Here is a 21,962-nt window from a genome sequence, read left to right as displayed (position 1 = left end):
TGTCGCCTACGAGCCCCCATGGATGGGTTCACGGCGTGTCCCGAAAGGGCCCAGCCCCCGCAGGCCGTGCACGATCACAGAACAGCCGACCCACATCGAAGGCCAACAACCCAAACACCCAGCGCAGAAAACAAAAAGGGCGGCCAACGGCCGCCCAACAAAAAAAACCCCCTTCTCTCGAAGGGGGTCTCCAATCGGTACGGCCAGTACAGCAGCCCGCAGGGAATTACTGCAGCAGGCTGAGCACGTTCTGCGGGACCGACTTGGCCTGCGCCAGCATCGCGGTGCCGGCCTGCTGCAGGATCTGCGTGCGGGTCAGCTCGGCGGTTTCCTTTGCATAGTCGGTGTCCTGGATGCGGCTACGCGAAGCCGACAGGTTCTCCGAGGTCGAGCTCAGGTTGGCGATCGTCGAGGTGAAGCGGTTCTGCACCGCACCCATGTCGGCGCGCGAGGAGTTCACCGCGGTCAGGGCCTTGTCGACGATTTCCAGCGCCTTCTGCGCGCCCTCGAAGGTCGAGATGTCCAGGTCCTCCAGCGTGTTGCTGGTGCCGGCCGCCGCGGTGGAGGCCGCGAAACCGGCGAAGCCCGCCGCGATGCCCGTGCCGCCCGCGATGGTGCCCGCGGTGAACGAGGTGAAGTCCTGGCCGGCCTTCAGCGATTCCAGCTTGACCTGGCCGCTGCTGTCGATCGAGGCGTACATGCCGGTCTGGTCCAGCTTGTCGTTGATCGCCGCCGCCACCTTCTTGTTCACGTCGGCCGCAGTGTCGCCCGAAGCGATCTTCACGTCAGCCAGGTTGACCGTGGTGGCCTTGCCGGCCGCGGTCTTGAAGCTGATCTTCATGCCCGAGATGGTGCCCGAGGCGGTCGCCGTGCCGGTGACGCCGGCCGAGGAGGTCGAGGCGGCGAAGCCGGCCTTGCCCAGGGTGTCGATGTTGGCGTCGACGATGCTGTTGATGCCGATGGTCTGGCCGGTGTCGGCGCCGACCTGGAACAGCGCGCCGGAGAACGAACCGTCCAGCAGCTTGGTGCCGTTGAACGAGGTCTGGTTGGCGACGCGGTCGATTTCCGACAGCAGCTGGGTGACTTCCGAGTTCAGCGCGTCACGGTCCGAATCGGAGTTGGTGGCGTTGGCCGACTGCACCGACAGCTCGCGGATACGCTGCAGGTTGTTGCCGATCTCGACCATCGCGCCTTCGGCGGTCTGGGCCAGCGAGATGCCGTCGTTGGCGTTGCGCGAAGCCACGTCCAGGCCGCGGATCTGCGTGGTGAAGCGCTCGGAGATCGCCAGGCCGGCGGCGTCGTCCTTCGCGCTGTTGATGCGCAGGCCCGACGACAGGCGCTGGATGGTCGTCGCCATGCTCGAGCTGGAGGTGTTGAGGTTGCGCTGAGCGTTCAGCGACATAACGTTGGTATTGATGACCTGTGCCATTTGATATCTCCTCTAAGCGATTTTTCCGGTGACCCTGCGGGTCTCTGGGCCTTTCGCAGGGGGGCCATCATTTGGCCGTTGCCGCTGCTGAAATGAATAACGGCGTGCTGTCAACAACCTTTAGCGCTTCGCTGCAATTTTTTCGCTTGCGCCAGGGCGTAAAACCCGCCGGTTGAAGGGTTTCGGCCGTATCCGGCGGAACTTTAGGGGGCGGGGTGGGCCACCCCGGAAAACCGCGACGGGGTGCGCGGCAGCGCCCCGCCATAAGTGCGGAATCGTGTATCGCATCGCAGTACGGTGGGTGCATCCGCGCGTGGCTGGCTTGCGCGGGTATCCCATGCGAAGCGCGAGCTCGCGCGTGGCAAACGAAGATTCGTACGCGCGCCACGCGCATGCAGCGCGCACGCACGGCGCGTCGTGCATCGCGGAGGAAAGAACGCGCGCGCACGCAAGAAGGATTTTTCCGCAGGCGTCAATCCACGAGTGACTTGCTTGCAAGCGTGTAGGACATCCACGCGATAGGCGAAAAATCCAATTCTCGTCACTGAATGCGCTATCGAGAATTCGCACGCGGTCGCACCCGGCCGTGGCGCTTCCGCCTGGATGCGCCCGACGCATTCAAGGACGTTCCATGTCTCCACACATTCCCAAGAAGCATCCCCTCGTCGTCTCGCTGCAGCTCGCCTTGTGCGTGCTGCCCTCGGCCGCGTGGGCGCAACAGCTGATCGTCAACAACACCTCGGGCAACGCGAGCGGCACCTACGATACGGCGCTGGCCAACGGGCGCGCCGGCACCGCGCTGATCGCCGAGGAGGGCGGCGACATCCTGCCCGGCGCCGATCCGGTCGTCGTCACCACCGGCGGCGACGACGCACACGGCGCCTACGCCAACACCACCGGCACCATCACGCTGGACAACGCGCCGCGCATCACCACGAAGGGCGCGCGCAGCCACGGCGCGCTGGCTGCCGGCGTGGGCCGCGTCACCCTGGGCGGCGGCAGCGTCTCCACGCAGGGCGCCGACGCGCATGCCGTGGTGGCGATGACCACCGCCGATGGCCACGGCCGCGCCAACGTCACCGGCACCACGCTGTCCAGCGCCCAGGGCGCGGTGCTGCTGGCGCAGGGTGCCCGCAGCAACCTCACCGCCACCAGCGTTCAGGCCACGCAGGGCGCCGACGCCGCCGCCGCCGCGGTGGGCGCGCTGGCCGGCGGCGAGGTTCGCCTGGTCGGCGGTGCGCTCACCTCCGCCGCCGCCGTGCCGCTGCTGCGCGCCGAAGGCACCAACAGCAAGATCACCACCAGTGCCGCGTTCCAGGGCAAGGCCACGGACAGCGAGTCCAGCGCGGCCATCGCGTTGGCGGCCGGCACGCTCGACCTGCAGGCCGGCAGCGTGCTCGACAGCGCCGGCTTTGGCGTGGCCGCCTATGACGCCGGCAGCACCCTCACCGGCAAGGACGCCACGATCACCGCCGCGCGCGGCGCCGCCGCCGAAGTGCGCGACAACGCCAGCATCCGCCTGCAGGGCGGCCAGCTCACCGGCCTCGTGCAGGGCGCGCTGGCGGCCTCCGGCGGCACCTTCGAGGCCACCGCCACCCGCATCGCCGCCACCGGCGCCGGCGATGCGCCCGAGGGCCCCGCGTACGGCGTCGTCGCGATGGCCGGCGGCACCGCGCTGCTCAACGCGCAGACCGCCGTGACCGGCAGCAACGGCGTGTCCGCCGCCGGCGGGCGCGTGGTCGCGACGCAGGCGCGCATCGAGGCGACCGGCACGCCGGCCAGCGGCGATACCCAGGTGCGCGGCGCCGGCGTGTCGCTCTCGCCCGGCGGCGTGGCCGAACTGACCGATAGCACCGTGCAGGCCAGCGGCGAAGGCGTGCGCTTCGGCTTCGACCCGTCCGCGGCGGGCCAGACCGCCACCGCCACCCTGGCCGGCGGCAGCGTCGTGGCCACCGGCGGCCCGGCGGTGCGCCTCACCGGCGAAGGCGGGGCGGGGGCCATCGGCCAGCTCAACCTGCGCCAAGGCGTCGCCCTGCAAGGCGCGGACAACCGCCTCATCGAGGTGACCGGCGACGGCAGCCGCCCGGCCGAGCTGCGCGTGTTCGCCGACCAGGTGGCGTTGAAGGGCCGCCTCGCGGCCGCGACCGGCACGCTGCTCGACCTGAGCCTGGCCAACAGCCGCCTGGACGGCGCCATCCAGGGCGGCGGCGCCGTGCTGCTCGATGCGGCCAGCCGCTGGGACGTGGCGGACAGCTCGGAGGTCGGCGCACTGCGCAACGGCGGGGCGATCGCCTTCGCCGCGCCGGCGCAGGGCGGTTTCAAGACGCTCACCGTCCACGGCGACTACACCAGCGACAACGGCACGCTGTCGATGAACACCGTGCTGGCCGACGACGCCGCGCAGACCGATCGCCTCGTCGTGCACGGCGCCACGCGCGGCAACACGCGCCTGAGCGTGAACAATGTCGGCGGCGCCGGCGCGCAGACCGTCAACGGCATCCAGCTCGTGCAGGTCGATGGCGCCTCCGACGGCGTGTTCGCCCTGGAAGGCCGCGCGGTGGCCGGCGTGTACGAGTACCAGCTGTTCAAGGGCGGCGTGGCGACACCGGGCGATGGCGGGTGGTACCTGCGCTCGCAGGACACCACGCCACCGCCAACGCCGATGCCGGAACCGACCCCGGAACCCACGCCACAGCCGGCGCCCGAACCCACGCCGACGCCGAACCCGAACCCGGCCAATCCGTTCCCCGCGCCGACGCCGACGCCCGCGCCGTCACCCGGCACCGGCGGCAAGCCGGCACCGACCCCGCCGGTGACCCCGCCGCGCCCGTTGTATCGCCCGGAAGCCGGCGCCTACCTCGCCAACCAGGCTGCCGGCATCGGCCTGTTCCAGCACCAGATGCACGACCGCATGGGCGAGCCGGACTTCGCCGGTGCCGCCGAGCGTGCGCCTGCGGTGTGGACGCGCGTGCTGCGCCGCCAGCAGGATGGCCGCGGCGCGGTCGACCAGCTCGACGTCTCCAGCGACACCTCGCTGCTGCAGGTCGGCGGCGAACTGGCCGGCGGCATGGTGGGCGACGGCCGCTGGCATGCCGGCGCCATGGCCGGTGCCGGCCGCAGCGACAACCACGTCGGCTCGCGCCTGAGTGGCTACCACGCCAAGGGCAAGGTGAAGGGCTACAGCGCCGGCGTGTACGCCACCTGGTTCCAGAGCGCGGCCGAGCAGGGCGGTGCCTACGCCGACGCCTGGCTGCAGTACGGCCGCTACGACAACCGCGTCAGCGGCGACTTCCTGCCGCAGGAAAGCTACGACGCCCGCAGTTGGTCGGCCTCGCTGGAAGGCGGCTATACGTTCGCGATGCCCGCGGGGGAATCCTATGCGTGGTTCATCGAGCCACAGGCCCAGGCGATCTACACCGACTACGACGCCGACGAGCACATCGAAGCGAACGGTACCTGGGTCGGCACCTCGTTGGCCGGCGCCTGGACCACGCGCGTGGGCGTGCGGGTGTTCGGCCACGCGGGCGACACCGCGTACAACCGGGTGCAGCCATTCCTGCTGCTCAACTGGTGGCGGGGCGACAAGCGCAACGAGATCGCCATGGACGGCACCTCCATCGCCTTGGGCTGGCCGCGCGACCGCTACGAGGCCAAGCTCGGCGCGCAGCTGCAGCTCGGCGGCGGCTGGACGGGCTGGGGCCATGCGGCATGGCAGACGGGCAGCGATGGCTTCCGCGACATCGGCGGGCAGGTCGGGGTGAATTACCGCTGGTAATACGGAAGTAAAAAAAGAGGCCGCCTCCCATCACGGGGGGGCGGCCTTGCCGATCAGGCCGGGCCCGTTGCCGCGGCGTGGCCCGATCACCCCATCATCTGGAACAAGGACATCGACTGCATCTGCTTGAACACCGTCTGGGCGGCCTGCAGGGCGGCCGTCTCCAGCTGGTACTGGCCGATCGCCTCGGCGTAATCCAGGTCGCGGATCGAGGACAGCGTGGTCTTCAGCGTCACCTCGTTGGACGCCCGCAATTCGGCGGCGTTGTCGATCGCCGAGAGCTGCGCGCCGCCGGAGGCCCGCGCGTCGATCATCTTCGCCGAGGCCTGCTTCACGTCGCGCATCGAGGTCTGCAAGGCGTTCTGCAATTGCGCGCGGTCGGCGTCGTTGGCCGGGTCGGTGTTCAGCGCGCCGATCAGGTCGGTCAACGTGGAGAACACGTCCTTGTTCTGCGAAGGGCCCACCTGCAGTGTGTCGCCGGCCACCGGCGCGCCGTCCACGCGCAGGCGCACGCCGTTGAAACGGATGTCGTCGCCCGCCTTGTACGTGCCGCTGCTGAGCACATTGCCGTTGGCGTCGAGCACGTCGTAGGTGTCGGCGGCGGTGAATTGCACGGTGTAGCTTTCGCCGGCGTAGGTGCCCGAGGCCGGGTCGCGGCCGAAGTCCAGCAGCAGGGCGGTGCCGGTATTGCCGGTGCCGGCGTGCGCGTCCATCGTGCCGTCGCCGGTGCGGATGCGCATGAAGATCTCGCTGCCGGGCAGCGCGTCCAGCACGTAGGTGTCGGCTGCCACTTCGACCTGGCGCTGGGTCTGGTCGCCGTTGTACACCACGCCGGCGCCGCTCTTGGAGAACGGCGCGGTGCCGTCCACCGTGCCGCCGAACAGGTAGCGGCCGTTGCCGTCGGTGCTGTTGGCCATGCTCAGCATCTGGTCGTGGATCGCTTGCAACTCCGAGGCGATGGCCTTGCGGTCGTCGGTGGTCAGCGAGGCATTGTTGGCCTCGATGGTCAGCTCGGTGACGCGGGTCATCAGGTCGCCGGCCTGCGCCAGCGCGTTTTCCTGCAGGCCCAGGCGGTTCTGCACGTTGTTGGCGTTGCTGCCGAACTGCGCCAGCTGCGCCACGGCGCGGTCCAGCCCCACGGCGGTGCCCGCGGCGACCGGGTCGTCCTTGGCGGTGACCAGCCGCTGGCCGCTGGAGAGCTGCTGCTGCAGGTGCGCCAGCTTGGATTGCTTGGCCAGCATCGTCACGACGGACTGGCTGTACATCATGCCGGTGGAGATGCGGTTGCTCATCAGCGGATCGCACCCAGGATGCTCTGGAACATAGTGTCGGCCGTGGAGATGATCTGCGAGGCGGCCTGGTAGGCCTGCTGCAGGCGGAGCATGTCCGAGGCCTCTTCGTCGAGGTTGACGCCGGAGACCGAATCGCGCGCCGCCTGCGCCTGGTCGTTGATCACCTGCTGCGCCTGCGCGGCATAGTCGGCCGAGCGTGCCGCCGAACCCACCGAGGTGGTCAGGCCGGCCACCGCGCCGTTGAGGCTCATGGTGCCGCCGTTGAAGGCCTTCAGGTCCTCCACCGCGGCCAGCCGCTTGGCGTTGCCGTTGTCGGCCGAGCCGGCGCCGGTGCTGCCGATGGTGAAGCTGTCGCCGGTGACGGGCGCGCCGTCGAGGGTGAAGCTCCAGCCGTTCGCGGCGATGGTCTGCCCGGCGGTGTACGCATACGGGCCGGCGCCGTCGATGGTGTAGTGGGTGGCGTCGGTGAAGGCGATCGTCGAGCCGGCGAGCAGGTTGGCGTTGGTCGAATCGGTGACCTGCACGTTGCTCAGCTTGCCGGTGCCCAGGTTGGACAGCGTGGCGCTGCCCTTGACCGGGGTGGCCGCGGCAATGCGCGAGGGATCGGTGATCGCCACCGACAGGCTGCCGGCCACGTTGGCGGTGGGCTGCAGCAGGAAACGGTCGCCGGCCGCCGCCGCGCCCCCCACCACCACCTGCACGCCATTGAGCACCAGCGGGTCGGCGGCGGTGCCGGTGCCGGTCAGTGCGACCGACGCGCCGGTGTCCGAGCGCGTGGCGGTCCATTGGGTGCCGTCGAACTTCAGCAACAGGTTCTGCCCGTCGAGCTGGCTGATGTCGCCGAACGAGGCGGTGAGGCTGGCCGTGCCGGTGTTGGCGGGGTGGCTGGACACGCTCGGCGTGGCGTAGCTGAAGAAGTCGCCGCCCATCGCGCCGTACAGGTCCATGCCCTGCGCGTGCGCGTCGTTGAAGCTGCTGGCCAGGCCCACCGCGATGCGGCCCAGCTCGGCCTGCGTGGGTTCGAGCACATTGCTGCGGAATTCCAGCAGCCCGCCCATCTGCCCCCCGAGCGCGCGCGAATCCAGCGACACGTTCATGCCCTGGGTCTGCAGCGCAAGCTGCAGCTTGCCGGGCTGGTACGGGTCCGGCGTGGTGGTGAGCTGGGAGGCGGTGGTGCCGACCACCAGTGCCTGGCCGCCGGAGGTGTATACGTTGACGAAGCCGCCGTCCTGCTGCACGGCGGTGCCGCCGGTGTAGCCGACCAGTTCCTTGATCAGCTGGTCGCGCTGGTCGAGCAGGTCCGGCGCGGCGCTCGCGGCCGACGTGCCGATCTGGCCGTTGATCTGTGCGATCTGCTGCGTGAGCCGGTTGACTTCGCTGGTCGCCGAAAGCAGGCCGTTGTTGACCTCGGTGTTGAGGCTGTCGAGCTGGCCGCTGAGCTGCTTGAAGCGGGTGGTCAGCGCGTTGCCGCCATCGAGCAGGCTCTGCCGGTTGGCGGTGGAGGAGGCGTCGGAGGACAGCGCGCTGGCCGCGTCGAAGAAGTTCGACCACAGCCCCGAGACGCTGGTGGCGGTATCCGAGAACAGGCTGTCCACGCGGTCCGAAAGCGAGGACAGCTGGTTCAGCCTCGCCAGTTCGCCGTTGCTGTCGAGCAGGCGCGAGATCGCCAGCTGGTCGGCGACGCGGCTGATGTCGCTGATCTGCGTGCCGCTGCCCACGTAGCCGTAGCCGTAATCGGTGGGGTTGCGGGTGGCGAAGCTGACCTTCTGCCGGCTGTAGCCCTCGGTATTGATGTTGGCCACGTTGTGGCTGACCGTGGCCAGGGCGCGCTGGAAGGCGATGAGGGCGCCGGTACCGGTGGACAGGACGTTGGACATGCGTCGTTACCTCAGGTTGCCCACGCCGGCGCTGCTGGCGAAGGTGCGCGAAAGGTCCGCGCCCGTCGCCTGCCCGGCGTACTGGCTGATCGCCGCCACGGCACGATCGATGGTGGGCCCATGCGCGATGGCGGCGATCTTCGCCGCATAGCCGGGGTCGGTGGCATAGCCGGCCTTCTGCAGGCCGCGGGCGAAGCCCTTGATGTCAGTGCCGGCGCTGAGCGCCTGCTGGTAGCGGCCGTTGTTCTTCAGCAGGCGCACGTAGTCGGCGAAGCTGTCGGCGGCCGAGGAATAGGCGCGGAAGCTGGCCGTCTCGGAGGTCTTCACGCCGTTGACGTACTCGTGCGTGCCGGCGCTCACCGCATCGCCCTTCCAGCCGGTGGCCTTGATGCCGAACAGGTTGTGCGAGTCGCTGCCGTTGCCGCGGCTGATGCCGCGCTTGCCCCAGCCGGTTTCCAGCGCGGCCTGCGCGACGAGCGCGCGCGGGTCCACGCCCAGTTCCTGCGCCGCCTTCTGCGCGTGGTGCCAGATCTTGGCGACGAAACCTTCCGGCGTGCGTTCGCCCAGCGCGCTGGCCGCCGCGCTGCCGGCGCTGGCCGCGGCACTGTCGTCCACCGCCACGCCGCCGGTGCCCAGCCAGCGGTCGTCCAGCGAACTCCAGTCCTCGGCGGTGGCGCTGGCATCGGTGCGGCTGCCGGTGCCAATGGCGGTGCTGCTGTCGCGGCCGGCGATCAGGTCCAGGGTTTGCGCGGTGACGGCCTCGCGCGATTGCGCCAGTGCGGCGTCGCCGCTGCCCGCCACGCCCTGTGCGCCCGAAACGCCCGCCTCGCGGGCGCGGGCGATGAGCGAATACGCCTTGGCCGCCTTGGCCTGCGCCAGCGGGTAGGCCTGCGAAGCAGCGCCGGCGTCCAGCGAAGTGTTGACCTGGCCGGTGCCGGCCGCGTCCTGGCTGCCGCCGCCGAGCTGGCGGGCGATCATCGCCGACAGGCCCAGCCCCTTGCCCTCGGTCAGCGCCTTGGACATCTGCTGGTCGTACATGTCGCGGAAGGTCTGGTTCTCGCCGGGAAACAGCGAGTCGCCGAAGCTGGCCTCGCGCATGCTCTTCACCAGCATCTGCGCGAACTGGCCTTCGAGCTGGCGCGAGACGGTGTCGATCTTCTGCGGATCGTTCTGCGTCTTGGGCGCCAGTTCCAGCGGTGAGCGGGTGATCTGCATCAGATCACCTCCAGCTCCGCCGTCAGCGCGCCGGCCTGCTTGAGGGCTTCCAGGATCGCCACCAGGTCGCCCGGCGCGGCGCCGACTTCGTTCACCGCGCGCACGATCTGGTCCAGCGTGGTGCCGCCGGCGAACTTGAACATGCGGCTGCCCTCGGCGCTGGCGCTGATGGTGGACTGCTGGGTCACGGTGGTCTGGCCGTTGGCGAACGCACCGGGCTGGCTGACGTTGCTGTTCTCGCTGATGGTCACGGTGAGCGAGCCGTGCGCGATGGCCGCCGGCATCACCCGCACCTGCGAGCCGATCACCACCGTGCCGGTGCGCGCGTTGACGATGACCTTGGCCGCCGCCTCGCCAGGCGAAAGCTCCACGTTCTCGATGCGCGCCAGCAGGCCGATGCGCGCGCCCGGGTCGGTCGGCGCGCGTACCGCCACGGTGACGCCATCCACCGCGCGTGCGGTGCCGGTGCCGAAGGTGTTGTCGATCGCCGCGACCATGCGCGAGACCGTGGTGAAATCGTTCTGGTGCAGGTTCAGCGTGATCTCGCCGCTGTTGTCGAACACGTCCGGCAGTGCGCGCTCCACGGTGGCGCCGTTGGGGATGCGGCCCACGCTGGGCACGTTCACCGACACCTTCGAGCCATCCTTGCCCTGCGCGCCGAAGCCACCCACCACCAGGTTGCCCTGGGCGATGGCATACACCTGGCCGTCGGCGCCCTTCAGCGGGGCCATCAGCAGCGAACCGCCGCGCAGCGAGATCGCATTGCCCAGCGAGGAGACGGTCACGTCGATCGGCTGCCCCGGCTTGGCGAACGGCGGCAACTCGGCGTGGATCGCCACGGCGGCCACGTTCTTCAGCTGCGGGTTGACGTTGGCCGGCACGTTGACGCCCAGCTCGCCGAGCATGTTCTTCAGGCTCTGCACGGTGAAGGGGGCCTGGCTGGTGCGGTCGCCGGTGTTGTCCAGGCCGACCACCAGGCCGTAGCCGACCAGCGCGTTGCCGCGCACGCCACCGACCTGGGCAAGATCCTTGATGCGCTCGGCGGCGGCCGGCGCGCAGGCGCCCAGCGCCAGCAGCAGGATGGCGGAAGCACGCAAGGTGGCGGAGGCGAGGTTCATGGCGATGCCTTGTAATGACTCAGTACGGCGACAGCGCCGAATTGAAGAAGCGGCCGAACCAGCCCATCGCGTTGGACTGCGCCACCGCGCCACGGCCGCCATAGGCGATGCGCGCATCGGCGACCTTGCTCGACGGGATGCTGTTGTCGGTGGCGATGTCGGCGGCGCGCACGATGCCCTGGATCTGCACCAGTTCGTCGCCCTGGTTCAGGCGCAACTGCTTCTGCCCCTGCACCACGAGGTTGCCGTTGGGCAGGCGCTGGATCACCGTCACCGTGACGCTGCCCTGCAGCTTGTTGCTCTGCGCGCTCTGGCCCTTGCCATCGAAGCTGCGCTCGCCCTTGGCGGTGTTCTTCAACAGTTCCTGCCCGTGGTAGGTGACCGGCAGGCCGAGCACGGTGGGCGAGCCCATCTCGATGTCGCTGTTCTTGCTGATGCCCGTGGTGGCACTGGTGGTGGCGGTGGTGCTTTCAACCAGGGTGATGGTCAGCAGGTCGCCGACATCGCGCGCGCGGCGGTCGCCGTACAGCTGCAGGCCCGGGCCGGCGGCGTAGATCGCGCCGGCGCTGGGCGCGGCCTGCGGCGGCATGATCGGCTGCACCGGCGCCATCGCCGGGAACGGGCGCACGTCGCCGGCGATCACGCAACCGCCGAGCAGCGCGCAGGTCGCGGCGGCGAGGGCCAGGCGGGCGAGGGAGGGCAGGGTGTTCATCACGGTCACCGCGAGGATCAGACGTTGGTGTTGAGGTAGCCGAGCATCGAGTCGGTGGTGGAGATGGCCTTGGCGTTCATCTCGTAGGCGCGCTGGGTTTCGATCATGCTCACCAGCTCTTCCACCACGTTGACGTTGCTGCCTTCCAGCGCGCCCTGCACGGTGGTGCCCAGGCCGTTGAGGCCGGGCGTGCCGTTCTGCGCCGGGCCCGAGGCGGTGGTCTCGACGTAGAGGTTCTCGCCCTTGGACTGCAGGCCGGCCGGGTTGATGAAGTCGGTGAGCGTGAGCGAGCCGATCTCCAGCGCGCCGGTCTGGCCGGCCACCTGCGCGGTCACGGTGCCGTCGCTGCCGATGGTGATCGACTCGGTGCCTTCCGGCACCTGGATGCCCGGCTGGATCGGGTAGCCGCTGTTGGTCACCAGCTGGCCCTGGTCGTTGATCTGGAAGTTGCCGTCGCGCGTGTAGGCGGAGGTGCCGTCGGGCATCTGCACCTCGAAGAAGCCGCGGCCGTTGACCATCACGTCCAGCGCGCGGTCGGTCTGCTGCTGGCTGCCCTGTTCGAAGGACTTGGAAGTGGAAACCACGCGCACGCCGGTGCCCAGCTGCAGGCCGGAGGGCAGGTTGGTCTGGGCCGAGGTCGCGCCACCGGGCGCACGGACCTGTTGGTACAGCAGGTCCTCGAAGCTGGCGCGGTCGCGCTTGAAGCCGGTGGTGTTGGTGTTGGCCAGGTTGTTGGAGATGACCGACATGCGCGTCTGCTGCGCATCCAGTCCGGTCTTGGCGACCCACAAAGCCTGATTCATTGGGCGATTCCTCGTTTGGCGCCGGCCCGCTGGCCGTCCACGCCGGGGGTGATGCATGCCGCGTGCCAGAACCGCGCCGGAAAGCCGGCGCGCGGCGCGTCAGCCGCTCAGCTTCAGCAGGGTATTGGCCGACTGCGCGTTCTCGTCGCCGTGCTTGATCACCTTCACCTGCATCTCGAACTGCCGCTGCAACTGGATCATCTGCACCAGCGCGCCGGCCGCATCGACATTGCTGCCTTCCAGCGAGCCGCTGTTGACCGACTTGCCTTCGGCCTGCACGAAGGCCTGCTGCGGGTTGGTGTTGCGCATCAACCCGTCCAGCCCGCGCGCGAGGCGGTCGGAGGAGGCGTTGACCACGCGCAGCCGGCCGACGTTGGCCTGCGTGGCCGCGCTTTCGCCGAGCGGGGTGATCGACACGGTGCCATCGCTGCCGATCTCCAGCGCCTGGTGCGGCGGGATCACCATCGGGTTACCGTTCTCGTCCAGCACCGCGCGGCCGCTGGCGGTGACCAGCTGTCCGTTGGGGGTGAGCGAGAGTTGGCCGCCGCGCGTATAGGCCTCGCTGCCGTCCTGCGATTGCACGGCCAGCCAGGTGTCAGGCTGCAGCGAGATATCCAGCGCGTTGCCGGTGACCTTCTGCGCGCCCAGGCTCGCATCGAAGCCCTGGTCGATGTGCATGGCGTTCACGCGGGAGGGAAAGCCGTCGCCGCGGATCGGCATCGCCTGCGTGTTGGCCAGCGCGGCCTTGAAGCCGTTGGTGTCGGCGTTGGCGAGGTTCTGCGACACCGTGCCCTGGGCCTGCAGCGAGGCGCGGGCGCCGGTCATCGCGACGTAGAGGGCTTTGTCCATGGCGGTCTCCGGCCGGCCGTCGCGCCGATCCGCACGGGCGGATCAGCGCGCGGCATTCACGATCAGCGGATGTTGATGACGGTCTGGGTGACCTGGTCCTGGGTGGAGATCATCTGCGCGTTGGCCTGGAAGTTGCGCTGCGCCACGATCATGTTCACCAGCTGCTCGGTGAGGTCCACCGTGGAGGATTCCAGCGAGCCCGATTCGATCTGGCCGAAATCCGAGCTGCCCGGCGCGCCGGTGCGCGGCGAACCGGAGGCGTAGCTCTCGGCCCACATCGTGCTGCCCTGCTGGGACAGGCCCTGCGGGTTGGTGAAGGTGGTCAGCGCGACCTGGCCCAGCGGCTTGTCGGCGCCGTTGGAGTAGCGCGCGAACACCACGCCGGTGGCGTCGATGCTGATCTCGTTGAGCTTGCCGCTCGCGTAGCCGTCCTGGCGGGTGTCGCGCAGCGCGAACGATTCGCCGTACTGGGTGGCGCCGCTCAGGTTGAGCGACATGCTCAGCACGCCCGCGCCGGTGCTCGGGGTATACGGGTCCAGCGCGATCATGCCGTCGGCCGGGCTGGTCAGCGCGCCGCTGTCGGAGAACTGCAGCGTGGTCGGCGTGCCCACCGAGGCGCCGTCCACGTAGTTGTAGACCTGCCACTCGTTGGCGTTGGCGGTCTTCACGAAGTACGAGGTCTGGGTGTGGCTCACGCCCAGCGAGTCGTACACGTTGATGCCGCCGGTGGAGTAGTTGTAGCTGTTGGAATCGGCCGGGTCGAACGTCGCCACGGTCGGCTGGGACGCGTTGCCGGGCAGGGTGAAGCCCAGGTTGACCGTGGTGGTCTGCTTGGGCGGCGCATCGGTGGTGAGCAGCTGCAGGTCGGTCAGCCGGCCCACGTCGAAGCCGTTGCCGTTGGTGTTGGGCGCGTACACCTGCAGGCGCGCGCCTTCCGGGTTGACCACGTAGCCGTTGGCGTCGGTCTGGAAGTTGCCGGCGCGCGTGTACAGGCGCTCGCCGTTCTGCGACATGGTGAAGAAGCCTTCGCCGGAGATCGCCAGGTCCAGGCTGCGCCCGGTCGGGTCGATGTTGCCCTGCGAGAACTGCTGGGCCACGTTGCTCACCCGCACGCCCGAGCCGACCGCGTTGCGCGACAGGCCATAGGCGGTGCTCTGGAACATGTCGGCGAACTCGGCGCGCGACTCCTTGAAGCCGGTCGTGTTGACGTTGGCGATGTTGTTGGAAGTGACGTTGAGGTCGGCGTTGGCGGCGTTGATGCCGGACAGCGAAGTATTGAAGCCCATGGGAACTCCTGGTTGCGCGGGTGCCGGCTCAGCTGACGCGGAGCACGTAACTGATCGGGGCGGTGCCCAGCCCCTTGAGGTTGAGGTACAGGCCATCGGAGCCGACGGTGACGCTTTCGACCGGGGCCTGGATGTAGGTGGAGATCTTGCTGTCGGTGCCACTGCTGTCGGTGTGGGTGGCGGAGATCGAGTACGTGCCGGCCGCCATGCGGTTGCCGTAGTCGTCGGTGCCGTCCCACTGGAAATTGACTTCGCCGGCCTTGTCGGCCTTCACGCTGATCGTCTTGATCTTGGTGCCGTTGGCGTCGGTGACGTCGAAGTTGACGATGCCGGCGCTGGGCGCGGCGACCACGCCGGTGACCGCGCCGGTCTCGCCCAGGGCCATCTTGGCCGAGGGCACCAGCACTTCGTGCCCGACCAGCTGCGCGCCGCGCAACACCTGGTCGCTGCTGAGCGAGCTGGAGAAGCTGTTGACCGTGGTGTTGAGGTCGCTGATGCCCTGCACCGTGGAGAACTGCGCCAGCTGGCCGAGGAACTCGCTGTTCTCCATCGGCTTGAGCGGGTCCTGGTGCTGCAGCTGCTCGGTCATCAGGCGCAGGAAGTCGGCCTGGCCGAGCGACTCTTCCTTCTTGGTGGTGCTGCTGCTGGAGGTCAGGCCCAGCGAGGAATAGAGGTCCGAGGCGATCGTGCTCATGGTGGATTCCGGTGCGGTCTAGCGCGGTGGGGAGGGTCTATCGACCCATCGTCAGGGTGGCCAGCGCCAGTTCCTTGGCGGTGTTGAGGACTTCCACGCCGGCCTGGTAGTTACGCGAGGCCGAAATCAGGTTGACCATCTGCGCGACCGGGTCCACGTCGGGCGAGTACACGTAGCCGTCGGCATCGGCCAGCGGGTGGCTGGGCTCGTAGCGCTTGATCGGCGGCGCGCCGGTGGTGGTGACTTCCTTGACCTTCACCCCCGTCAGGCTCGGGTCCTGCGCGTTGGGCGTGGCCTGGAAGATCGGCTCGAGCGGCTTGTAGGCCGCCTCGGCCGAGCCGGCCACCGAATCGGCGTTGGCCAGGTTGGAGGCGATGGTGCTCATGCGCACGGACTGCGCCTGCAGCGCGGAACCGGCGACATCGAAGATGGGCAGGTTGCTCATGGCTTAGGACCCGGTGATCGCGGTGAGCATGTTCTTGACCTTCGACTCCAGGAAGCTGAGCGAGGCGCGGTATTCCAGCGCGGCGCGGCCATAGGCGGCGCGTTCGGCATCCGGGTCGACGGTGTTGCCGTCCAGGCTCGGCTGGTCGGCCTGGCGGGTGATCTGGAACGGGTTGAGCCCGGCGATCTCGCCGCTGCGGATGTGGCCTTCGCTCGTGGTGGCCAGGCCGTCGCCGCTGGCGGCCTCGCGCGCGGCGCCGGCGGCCTTCAGCGCGGTGTTGAAGTCCAGGTCCTGGGCCTTGTACCCGGGGGTGTCGACATTGCTGAGGTTGCTGGCGATGAGCTGCATGCGCTGCTCGCGCAACGGTAGCGCGTCGGCATGCACGCCCAGATAGGAAGCGATCGGATTGGACACGGCCTGGCTCCGGCAAATCGTTGCCGAAGCACAGGCAAGAGCTGTGCCAGAAAGCGGCCCGGCGGCCACCGCGCGTGGCCGGGGAGGGCGGGAGGGCCAGGCGTAGACCCGGTGTCCGGGCCCTGCGCCTGTCTCCCGGAACGCGGGATCAGGCCTCGGCGACCTCGCGCAGGCGTTCGAGCACGTACTCGGCCAGCTCGTGGGCGCTGTACTTGGCGACGAAGGCGTTCGCGCCGACCTGCTCGACCATGGCGTTGTTGAACACGCCCGACAAGGAGGTGTGCAGCAGCACGTACAGGCCCGACAGGCCCGGGTGACGCCGGATTTCCGTCGTCAGGGTGTAGCCGTCCATCGCCGGCATCTCGATGTCGGAGATGACCATGGCGTAGCGTTCGGCCGGGTCCTCGCCGGCGGCCAGTACCTGCAAGAGGTGGTCCAGTGCCTGGCGGCCGTCCGAGAGCAGGGTGGCGCCGACGCCGAGCTGGTCCAGCACGCTGCGGATCTGCTGGCGTGCCACGCGCGAGTCGTCCACCACCAGCACCTGCAGCGGGCGGTCGGTTTCCAGCGCCAGGGCGGGGTCGATCTGGATGTCGGTCTCGATCTGCGCGATGTCGGCCAGCACGCTTTCCACGTCGATGACCTGGATCAGCTCGCCCTGGAAGCGCGTCACCGCGGTGAGGTAGGTGGCCTCGGCGCCCAGTTCCGGCGGCGGGTGGATGTCTTCCACCGCGATGTTGACGATGCGCTCCACGCCGCTGACCAGGAAGCCCTGCACCGAGCGGTTGAACTCGGCCACCACCAGGTAGGCCGGGGCGCCCTCGCTGCCGGGCGCGCGCTCGGGGTGGCCGATGGCCACGCCCAGGTCCAGCACTGGCACCGAGCGCCCGCGCACGTCGGCCACGCCGGCGAACTCGTTCGGCAGCCCGGGCACCTGGAACAGGTCCGGGCGGCGCAGCACTTCCTGCACCTTGAAGACGTTCACGCCAAAAAGCTGACGGCCGCCCAGGCGGAACAGCAGCAGCGCCAGCCGGTTGTGGCCGGCCAGGCGGGTGCGTTGGTCGATGCGGTTGAGCAGGTCATGTGACATGTAGGCGTTATCGGTTGTGGCGGTGGGGAACTTGAGGGGTGGTCTTGGGGGCTTCGGCGATTCGCTGGCGGCTCGGTCGTGGCGTGTCGTTCGTTCCGGCCGTGGCGACGGCATCATTCCCACGCAGGCGGACCGACCGAGGGCGCGCGGCGCGCGGCACGGGTCTTGCATCGTCGCCCGCGTCATTCCGCCTGGAGCGCGCCGATGCGCCGCCACATTCGCTTGATCCTTATCCTGATGGCCCTCGCGCCGGCCGCGGCGTTCGCCGATGGCTTCCAGCCGGTGGAAAGCATCCGCGCCGCCGCCATCGCCGCGCTCGGCGTGGACGCGGCCGACGCGCAGACCACGCTGGACCCCGGCCTGCGCATGCCGGCCTGCCCGGTACCGCTGTCGGCCCAGCCGGGCAACGGCAACACCGTGGAGGTGGCCTGCCCGCAGGCCGCCGGCTGGCGCCTGTTCGTGCCGGTCAAGGTGCGCCGCACGCAGGACGTATTGGTCTTGACCCGCGGCATCGCCGCTGGAGAAACGCTGGACCTGGCCGATATCACGGTCGAACGGCGCGACGCGGCGCGGATCGTCGGCGCGGTGCTGGCCGATCCGGCCGATGCGCTGGGGCGCAGCGCCCGACGCGTGTTGCCGGCCGGTACCGTGCTGGCGGCGAGCGACCTGGTCGCCCAGCGCCTCGTGCGGCGGGGCGACACGGTGGCGCTGGTCTCCCGGCGCGACGGCCTGGAGGTGCGCATGAGCGGCCGGGCGCTGGGCGATGCCGGCCAGAACGAGCGGGTCTCGGTGGAGAACAGCTCCTCGCGCAAGGTGGTGCAGGGCGTGGTGGACGACAGCGGCGCGGTCGTGGTCTCTCGCTGAGACCGGGGCGTCAGGAATTTCCCGATTTATTTCTAAAGTTTCCCCGCAGGCGGTCGTTATCCCCTGCGAACCGTAGAGGAATACCACCATGACCCAGAAGATCGAAGGTAGCCTGCCCGCCGCCGCGACCCTGCGGACAGCCACCGTGGCCGGCAAGATTTCCCAGGCCGGCGGCGATCGCTCCGGCCCGGTCGCCGCGACCGAAGCCAGCGACAGCCTGCGCCTGACCGGCGAGGCCACCGGCCTGCAGAGCCTGCAGAAGGAACTGTCGGCCGCCCCGGCGATCGACCAGGGCCGGGTGCAGGCGGTGCGCGATGCGCTGCAGAGCGGCACCTACCAGATCAACCCGGACGCGATCGCCAGCCGCATGATCGACCTGGACCAGCAGCTCGGCGGATGAGCCCGATGAGCGATGCACTGCAGCGCCTGGGCGACGCCCTGGCGGGTGAGCGCCAGGCCCTGATCGACCACGATGCCGAGGGGTTGATCCGCGCCACCCAGGACAAGATCGAGGCGCTGCGCGTGCTCGAGCGCGAGGTGCCCGAGGGCGCCGAGGCGCGCCTGCGCGAGCTGGCCGAGGCCAACCGCGCCAACGGGGCGTTGTTGGCGCGCCGCCGCCGCGAGGTCAACTGGGCGTTGCGCCACCTCGGCCGGACCGAGAGCGCGCCGGCCTACGACGCGCGCGGGCAGAGCGACACGCTCACCGCCAGCCGCGCCATCGCGGTGGCCTGAAGGCCGCCGCACGCGCGCGCCGCGGCGCGCCGATCCATCGCCTGGCCCGCCGCCAGGGGCCCTGGCCCCCGGCCCGTGGGCCTTCGTCGTATATTGGGCTGCCGTAGCAGATGCGAAGCGCCGTGCCCGACCGCATGTATTTCGAACCCGCCTTGCTGCCGTCGCAGGACATCCTGCGCGCCTTCAGCGAACGCATGCAGGAAGGTCTGCTGTTGTTCCGCGGCGATGGCAAGCTGATCTTCGCCAACGCGATCTCGCGCGCCAGCCTGTGCCGCGATCCGCAGGACGGCAGCACCTTCGCCGAGCGCATCGCGCAGGTGCTGCCGGGCGGCGCCCTCAACCAGGCGCGCACCAGCGGCAGCTGGTCGGGCAGCCTGCCGATCGGCGAGCGCATCGTGATCGCGCACCTGTACCACTACGGGGCCATCGGCCAGGAGTTCTTCCTGGCGCTGTTCCACAACATCGAGGGGCAAGAAGACTACGAGCGCGAGCTGGAGCAGCGCCATGCCGAGCTGCGCCAGGCGTACATGCGCTTGAACGGGGCGCAGGACAAGCTGCTGCAATCGGAAAAGATGGCCTCCATCGGCCAGCTGGCGGCGGGCGTGGCGCACGAGATCAACAATCCGATCGGCTACGTGCATTCCAACCTGGGCAGCCTGCAGGAATACCTGCGCAGCCTGTTCACGCTGATCGAGGCCTACGAGCGGGCGCTGCGGGCGCCGGACCCGAAGGCGCTGATCCCGGAGATCGACGACATCCGGCGCCGGGCGGACATCGATTTCATCGCGGGCGACCTGCCGCAGTTGATGGCCGAGTCGCGCGAGGGCATCGAGCGGGTGACGCGGATCGTGCGCGACCTGAAAGACTTCTCCTATTCGGACCGGTCCGAGTCGTGGAAGCTGGTGGACCTGCACGCGGGCCTGGAATCGACGATCAACATCATCTGGAACGAGCTCAAGTACAAGGTGACGCTGGAACGCCAGTACGCGGAGCTGCCGCTGGTGGAGGCGCTGCCTTCCGAGCTCAACCAGGTGTACATGAACCTGCTGCTCAACGCGGGGCAGGCGATCACCGAGCGCGGGACGATCACGGTCAGCACGGGGTTGGAAGGCGACCAGGTGTGGATCGAGTTCCGCGATACCGGGCCGGGGATTCCCGCCGACATCCAGCAGCGGATCTTCGATCCGTTCTTCACCACCAAGCCGGTGGGCAGTGGCACGGGGCTAGGGTTGTCGATCTCCTACGGCATCATCAACAAGCACCATGGGCGGATCGATGTGGAGAGCGCGCCCGGGCAGGGGGCGGCTTTCCGGATCACTTTGCCGGTGCGGCAGCCTAAGTCCTGATTCGGCGCTTTGGGTATTTCGCGCAGGGCGTTCGCTTGGCTGCACGGCGACCGGGGGCAGGCCCTTTCCGGGACACGCCGTGAATCCCTCCATGGAGGCTCGTAGGCGACATCCATGTCGCCTACGGTCCCGGAAAGGGCCTGCCCCCGGTCACCCGATACATCGCCTCGGCGGATGCCAGGAATTCGAGGATTGGGGCGGCCTCAGCTGCGGCCGTGTCTGCCCGTCGGGCGCACGCGTCGCTGACGCAATGCCTCAGCCTTCATCCCCGAACACGCCATCGCGCCCCATGGCGCCGACGCCGTCGCGCCCCTTGCGCAGTTCGTCGTGCGTGCGGAAGGCCTGGCGGATGTGTTCGCGCAGTTCGTCGTCATTCCAAGGCTTGGTGAGGAAGCGGTAGATCGCGCCGCGGTTGATCGCCTCGGTCACGGTCGCCAGGTCCGTATAGCCGGACAGCACCAGGCGCACGGTGTCCGGGTAGAGCATCTTCACCCGGCCCAGGAACTCGGTGCCGCTCATGTCCGACATCCGCTGGTCGGAAAGGATCACCTGCACGTCGTTGGTGGCGAGCAGGTCGAAGGCGTCGCGCACGTTGCCGGCGGCGAGGATGCGGTAGCCGTCGCGGCGGAACAGGCGCACCAGCGAGCGCAGCACGTTCTCCTCGTCGTCCAGCAGCAACAGCGTGCGGTCCGGGCGGGTCTCGGCGAAGGATTCCGGGCGCAGGTAGCGGCGGCGCAGTGCCATGCCGGCCGATTCGGCCGACATCGGTTCGCCGAACATGTAGCCCTGGAAGATGTCGCAGTCGTTGCGGCGAAGGAAGCCGAGCTGGGCCTGCGATTCGACGCCGTTGGCGATCACCGTCATGCCCAGCTGGTGGCCCATGGCGATGATGGCGCGGGCGATGGCCGCCTCGCGGCTGCCGGCCGGGGCGCTCTTGATGAAGCTGCGGTCGATCTTCAGCCGGTCCACCGGGTAGCGCACCAGCGCGCTCAGGCTGGAATCGCCGGTGCCGAAGTTGTCCAGGCTCAGGCTGATGCCTTCGTTGCGCAGGTTGGCCATCGTCTCGTGGACGAAGTTGACGTTGTTGGTCAACGCGCTTTCGTTGATCTCCAGGGTGAGCGCGCTGGCCGGCACGCCGCTGGATTGCAGGTTGGCCAGCACTTCGTTGAAGAAGCTGGGGCGCAGCAGCTGCAGGGTGGAAACGTTGACGGCAATGTTGAAGTCGTCAAAGCCCTGGTCGCGCCACTGGCGCGCCTGCTTGATCGCGTTCTGCAGCACCCATTCGCCGATCTGCACGATCACGCCCAGGCGCTCGGCGGTGCGCATGAAGCGCTCCGGCACCAGCATGCCCAGCGTGGGCGATTGCCAGCGCAGCAACGCCTCCATGCCGACGATGCGGCCGTCGCGCGCGCTCACCAGCGGCTGGTAGCGCAGGCGCAGCTCGCCGTGGGGAATCGCATCGACGATCTGCCGGGCGATGATGCTCTCGCTGTGCGCGCTGGCCGGCGAGTTGCGCGCGTACAGGCGCACGGTGTTGCCGCCTTCGCGGCCGGCCTGGTAGTTGGCTTCCTCGGCATGGTCCAGCAGGGTCGACAGCTGCGTGCCGTGTTCCGGGCACAGGCTGATGCCGACCGTGCCGGTCATGAACAACGTATACGGCAGCACCGAGAGCGGCAGCTCGATCTGCTGGCGGATGTCCTCGGCGAAATCCTCCGGCAACAGGTTGGCGTCGTTGCGCGGGGCCACGATCACCATCTCGTCGCTGCCGTGGCGCCACAGCCGGCCGCGCGTGCCCAGGTGCGCCTGCAGGCGCTGGGCGAGCAGGGCCAGGGCCTGGTCGCCGACCTCCGCGCTCATGTTCTCGTTGATCGAGGCGAAGTGGTCGATGTCCACGTGCAGCAGCATCAGCGGCGTGCCGCCGGAAGCGGCGGCGTCCACCAGCCTCAGCAGTTCGGGATTGCCCGCGCCCAGGCGTTGCGGTTTGTTGGCATCCAGTCCGGGCGGCAGTGCGGGATTCCACATCG

The 21,962-nt window shown here is 69.2% G+C and carries 19 protein-coding genes; 5 read left to right on the top strand and 14 right to left on the bottom strand.

Annotated features, from left to right (window positions below; all coding sequences use genetic code 11):
• Positions 1-226: 226 nt before the first annotated feature.
• On the bottom strand, positions 227-1,429 hold the full coding sequence (locus P6166_RS16100) for a flagellin (RefSeq protein ID WP_277765451.1): 1,203 nt from the start codon (positions 1,427-1,429) through the stop codon (positions 227-229).
• 631 nt (positions 1,430-2,060) lie between these two features.
• Between P6166_RS16100 and P6166_RS16095 the strand changes: the two genes are divergently transcribed.
• Positions 2,061-5,204, top strand: a complete 3,144-nt coding sequence (locus P6166_RS16095) for an autotransporter outer membrane beta-barrel domain-containing protein (protein WP_277765450.1) — start codon at positions 2,061-2,063, stop codon at positions 5,202-5,204.
• A gap of 86 nt (positions 5,205-5,290) precedes the next feature.
• On the opposite strand, the gene flgL is transcribed toward P6166_RS16095, so the two are convergent.
• The 12 genes from flgL to P6166_RS16035 all read right to left on the bottom strand — a co-directional run bounded on the left by flgL (position 5,291) and on the right by P6166_RS16035 (position 16,996).
• Complete coding sequence (gene flgL, locus P6166_RS16090) at positions 5,291-6,496, bottom strand: flagellar hook-associated protein FlgL (protein ID WP_277765449.1); 1,206 nt, start codon at positions 6,494-6,496, stop codon at positions 5,291-5,293.
• Positions 6,496-8,373, bottom strand: a complete 1,878-nt coding sequence (flgK, locus tag P6166_RS16085) for a flagellar hook-associated protein FlgK (RefSeq protein ID WP_277765448.1) — start codon at positions 8,371-8,373, stop codon at positions 6,496-6,498. The genes flgL and flgK overlap by 1 nt, the downstream gene beginning before the upstream one ends.
• A 6-nt stretch (positions 8,374-8,379) precedes the next feature.
• Positions 8,380-9,588 (bottom strand): glucosaminidase domain-containing protein, encoded by a 1,209-nt coding sequence (locus P6166_RS16080; protein ID WP_277765447.1) that lies wholly within the window; start codon positions 9,586-9,588, stop codon positions 8,380-8,382.
• On the bottom strand, positions 9,588-10,706 hold the full coding sequence (locus P6166_RS16075; protein ID WP_277765446.1) for a flagellar basal body P-ring protein FlgI: 1,119 nt from the start codon (positions 10,704-10,706) through the stop codon (positions 9,588-9,590). The genes P6166_RS16080 and P6166_RS16075 overlap by 1 nt, the downstream gene beginning before the upstream one ends.
• A gap of 19 nt (positions 10,707-10,725) precedes the next feature.
• A complete protein-coding gene (gene flgH / locus P6166_RS16070; protein WP_277765445.1) occupies positions 10,726-11,418 on the bottom strand; it encodes a flagellar basal body L-ring protein FlgH in 693 nt (230 codons plus the stop codon).
• A 17-nt stretch (positions 11,419-11,435) separates the two neighbouring features.
• A complete protein-coding gene (gene flgG / locus P6166_RS16065; RefSeq protein WP_057648779.1) occupies positions 11,436-12,221 on the bottom strand; it encodes a flagellar basal-body rod protein FlgG in 786 nt (261 codons plus the stop codon).
• A gap of 99 nt (positions 12,222-12,320) precedes the next feature.
• Positions 12,321-13,070, bottom strand: a complete 750-nt coding sequence (locus P6166_RS16060; protein WP_277765444.1) for a flagellar basal body rod protein FlgF — start codon at positions 13,068-13,070, stop codon at positions 12,321-12,323.
• Positions 13,071-13,132: 62 nt separating this feature from the next.
• The gene (gene flgE / locus P6166_RS16055; RefSeq protein ID WP_277765443.1) at positions 13,133-14,356 is read right to left on the bottom strand and encodes a flagellar hook protein FlgE; all 1,224 of its coding nucleotides are present in this window, start codon (positions 14,354-14,356) and stop codon (positions 13,133-13,135) included.
• A 28-nt stretch (positions 14,357-14,384) separates the two neighbouring features.
• Positions 14,385-15,050, bottom strand: coding sequence for a flagellar hook capping FlgD N-terminal domain-containing protein (locus P6166_RS16050; protein WP_277765442.1), 666 nt, complete (start codon positions 15,048-15,050; stop codon positions 14,385-14,387).
• Positions 15,051-15,087: 37 nt separating this feature from the next.
• Positions 15,088-15,495, bottom strand: coding sequence for a flagellar basal body rod protein FlgC (gene flgC / locus P6166_RS16045; protein ID WP_277765441.1), 408 nt, complete (start codon positions 15,493-15,495; stop codon positions 15,088-15,090).
• Between the two features lie 3 nt (positions 15,496-15,498).
• Complete coding sequence (gene flgB, locus P6166_RS16040; protein ID WP_277765440.1) at positions 15,499-15,909, bottom strand: flagellar basal body rod protein FlgB; 411 nt, start codon at positions 15,907-15,909, stop codon at positions 15,499-15,501.
• A gap of 148 nt (positions 15,910-16,057) precedes the next feature.
• Positions 16,058-16,996: a chemotaxis protein gene (locus P6166_RS16035; RefSeq protein ID WP_277765439.1), complete on the bottom strand. Its 939-nt coding sequence runs from the start codon at positions 16,994-16,996 to the stop codon at positions 16,058-16,060.
• A gap of 216 nt (positions 16,997-17,212) precedes the next feature.
• Between P6166_RS16035 and flgA the strand changes: the two genes are divergently transcribed.
• The 4 genes from flgA (at position 17,213) to P6166_RS16015 (ending at position 19,938) form a co-directional block, all read left to right on the top strand.
• Positions 17,213-17,860 (top strand): flagellar basal body P-ring formation chaperone FlgA, encoded by a 648-nt coding sequence (gene flgA, locus P6166_RS16030; protein WP_277765455.1) that lies wholly within the window; start codon positions 17,213-17,215, stop codon positions 17,858-17,860.
• 88 nt (positions 17,861-17,948) lie between these two features.
• Positions 17,949-18,260, top strand: a complete 312-nt coding sequence (gene flgM, locus P6166_RS16025; protein ID WP_277765438.1) for a flagellar biosynthesis anti-sigma factor FlgM — start codon at positions 17,949-17,951, stop codon at positions 18,258-18,260.
• Positions 18,261-18,265: 5 nt separating this feature from the next.
• Entirely contained in the window at positions 18,266-18,592 is a 327-nt protein-coding gene (locus tag P6166_RS16020; RefSeq protein ID WP_277765437.1) for a flagellar protein FlgN, read from the top strand.
• 134 nt (positions 18,593-18,726) lie between these two features.
• The gene (locus P6166_RS16015; RefSeq protein WP_277765454.1) at positions 18,727-19,938 is read left to right on the top strand and encodes an ATP-binding protein; all 1,212 of its coding nucleotides are present in this window, start codon (positions 18,727-18,729) and stop codon (positions 19,936-19,938) included.
• 255 nt (positions 19,939-20,193) lie between these two features.
• Here P6166_RS16015 and P6166_RS16010 read toward each other — a convergent pair whose 3' ends face one another.
• Positions 20,194-21,960, bottom strand: coding sequence for an EAL domain-containing protein (locus tag P6166_RS16010; protein WP_277765436.1), 1,767 nt, complete (start codon positions 21,958-21,960; stop codon positions 20,194-20,196).
• Positions 21,961-21,962 lie beyond the last annotated feature (2 nt).

The sequence above is a fragment of the Stenotrophomonas sp. HITSZ_GD genome (assembly GCF_029543105.1).
In the GTDB taxonomy this organism is placed as follows: Bacteria; Pseudomonadota; Gammaproteobacteria; order Xanthomonadales; family Xanthomonadaceae; genus Stenotrophomonas_A.
This window is presented reverse-complemented; position numbering and strand designations above follow the sequence as displayed.